The sequence below is a fragment of the Neisseria sp. Marseille-Q2251 genome, assembly GCF_940793045.1.
Classification (GTDB): Bacteria; Pseudomonadota; Gammaproteobacteria; order Burkholderiales; family Neisseriaceae; genus Neisseria.
This window is the reverse complement of sequence record NZ_CALNWV010000084.1, coordinates 1-2086: the sequence shown is the minus strand read 5'-3', so window position 1 is coordinate 2086 and position 2086 is coordinate 1. Positions and strand designations below refer to the sequence as shown.

Sequence of the window (2086 nt, the reverse complement as noted above, 5' to 3'; positions counted from 1 at the left end):
ATGTATGCGCAAACTGCTGACGATATTGAATGCCCGGATGCGTGATTATTTTGCCGAAAATGGTATCCAAACGGCTTGATTTGAGTTTTGGTATTTTTGCCCGACGGGGTGAAAAATACAGTTGCTAGGTACGCGGTTTTAAGGTCGTCTGAAATATAGACAGGCTTGCCGTAAAACCAATAATATCCAAAATTTTCACCATCCTTTAACCAGAAATAAAAATCATGAATTTCGATCTTGAAAACCTCTCTTCATTCGCGGGCTGGGAACGTCTTGCTGAAACCGGCATGGCATTCGGTACCAACCTCGTTGCCGCGCTGGCGATTTTCTTTGTCGGCAGATGGATTGCCGCCCGCCTTGTTATTTTGATGAAAGCTGCGCTAACCCGCGCCAAAGTGGACAGAACGCTTGTCAGCTTCCTCGGCAATGTGGCTAATGTCGGCCTGTTAATCCTGATTATTATTGCCGCGCTCGGCAAGCTGGGCATTCCGACCACGTCGGTTACCGCCTTAATCGGCGGCGCGGGCTTGGCGGTGGCTTTGTCGCTGAAAGATCAACTGTCGAACTTTGCCGCCGGCGCGCTGATTATTCTGTTCCGCCCGTTTAAAGTCGGCGACTACATCAAGGTCAACGGCTTCGAAGGCTTTGTTAGCGAAATTAAAATGGTGCAGACCGCGCTGAGTACGCCGGATAACGAAGAAGTTATCCTGCCCAACAGCGTTGTCATGAGCAACTGTATCGTGAATCGTTCTTCCATGCCGCTATGCCGCGTGCAGGTGGTGGTCGGTGTCGATTACAGCTGCGATCTGAAAGCCGCCAAAGCCGCCGTCTTGAAAGCCGCCACCGAGCATCCTTTGTGTGTACAGACTCCAGGCAAAGAGGCGGTAACATATATTACCAACTTGGCCGACAGTGCCATCGAAATCACGCTTTGGGCGTGGACGAACGAAGCCGATTTGGGCGCGTTCCGCTTCGGGCTGAACGAGCAGGTAGTGGAAAACCTGCGTGCCGCCAATATCAATATTCCTTTCCCGCAGCGAGACGTGCATATCATCCAGCAGCAGTAGGTTGGATACTTGTATCTGACAAAAGCCGCTGCCATCTCAAATAGCCGTCGGATTCGAGAATCCGACCTACTGAAACTGGGCATCGGGTGCAGGGTGTGTGCGGTACGCACGCACGCGGTGCTTGCAACCCAAAACCCACCCAAAGTCGTCTGAAAACTTTCTAAACGTTTTCAGACGACCTTTTTACATCCTTTCTGTTTACTGTATTATTCATATTGATTTAAACACTTTTTCTTGAAAGGTAAAAAAATAATGTCGCTCACTTTAAAATCTGTTCTGACCGCCGGTTTGCTCCTTCTTGGATTCCAAGCCGCTGCCCAAGATATTCCGCAAGCGTTTCAAGGCAAATGGGCCGGGCGTTATGAAGGGAAGGTATCGCCCAAACATGTAAGGGCTTTATGTGCCATGGGTTATGCTGCAAATGAGAAAGAGCGTAACGCTGCTGTGGATAATGTCGATGTGTCAGAAGATAGCGGCTTTTATATTGAAATAGGTAAAAAATCAATTGAATTAAATGGTTGGGAATGGGGTGCGAAATATACGAAACTGAATTATCGAATTTATTCGCCCGATAAAATTGCAGGTACGGCACGCGTTCGGGAAGAGGAGCCGGAGCAAGGTACGCAGATTTATAACGATAATTTTGAGTTTTCTTTAAACCGAGGCGTGCTGACGCAAAGATTCCGTGATTTTTCAACGGACGGCTCAGGCAAAAAAGTTTGGCGGACGCGTACACTGATGCGTTGCAAATAATGCTGGGCAAACCGTAGCCGGTCGCAGGTTGGAGGCTTGTATCCGACAACAGCCGCTGCCATCTCAAATAGCTGTCGGATTCGAGAATCCGACCTTGTATATCGGAACACCCGTATCATAGCAACAAACCGCCCGGTCACCACCCGCATCCGACCAAGGCAAACAACCGTTGCGTAGCTCAGGGAGCGGCCGGGCAACCCATCGACACAACCGGACAGTTGCCAGACAACACAACCGAATGCAAGGCAGGTTTATGATGAGTACCC

2 protein-coding genes are annotated in these 2086 nt (G+C 49.5%); both read left to right on the top strand.

Annotated elements, in window-relative coordinates:
- Positions 1 to 224: 224 nt before the first annotated feature.
- Entirely contained in the window at positions 225 to 1067 is an 843-nt protein-coding gene (locus AAG834_RS13675) for a mechanosensitive ion channel family protein (protein WP_342032448.1), read from the top strand.
- A 252-nt stretch (positions 1068 to 1319) separates the two neighbouring features.
- On the top strand, positions 1320 to 1820 hold the full coding sequence (locus tag AAG834_RS13670; protein WP_342032447.1) for a hypothetical protein: 501 nt from the start codon (positions 1320 to 1322) through the stop codon (positions 1818 to 1820).
- Positions 1821 to 2086: the final 266 nt, after the last annotated feature.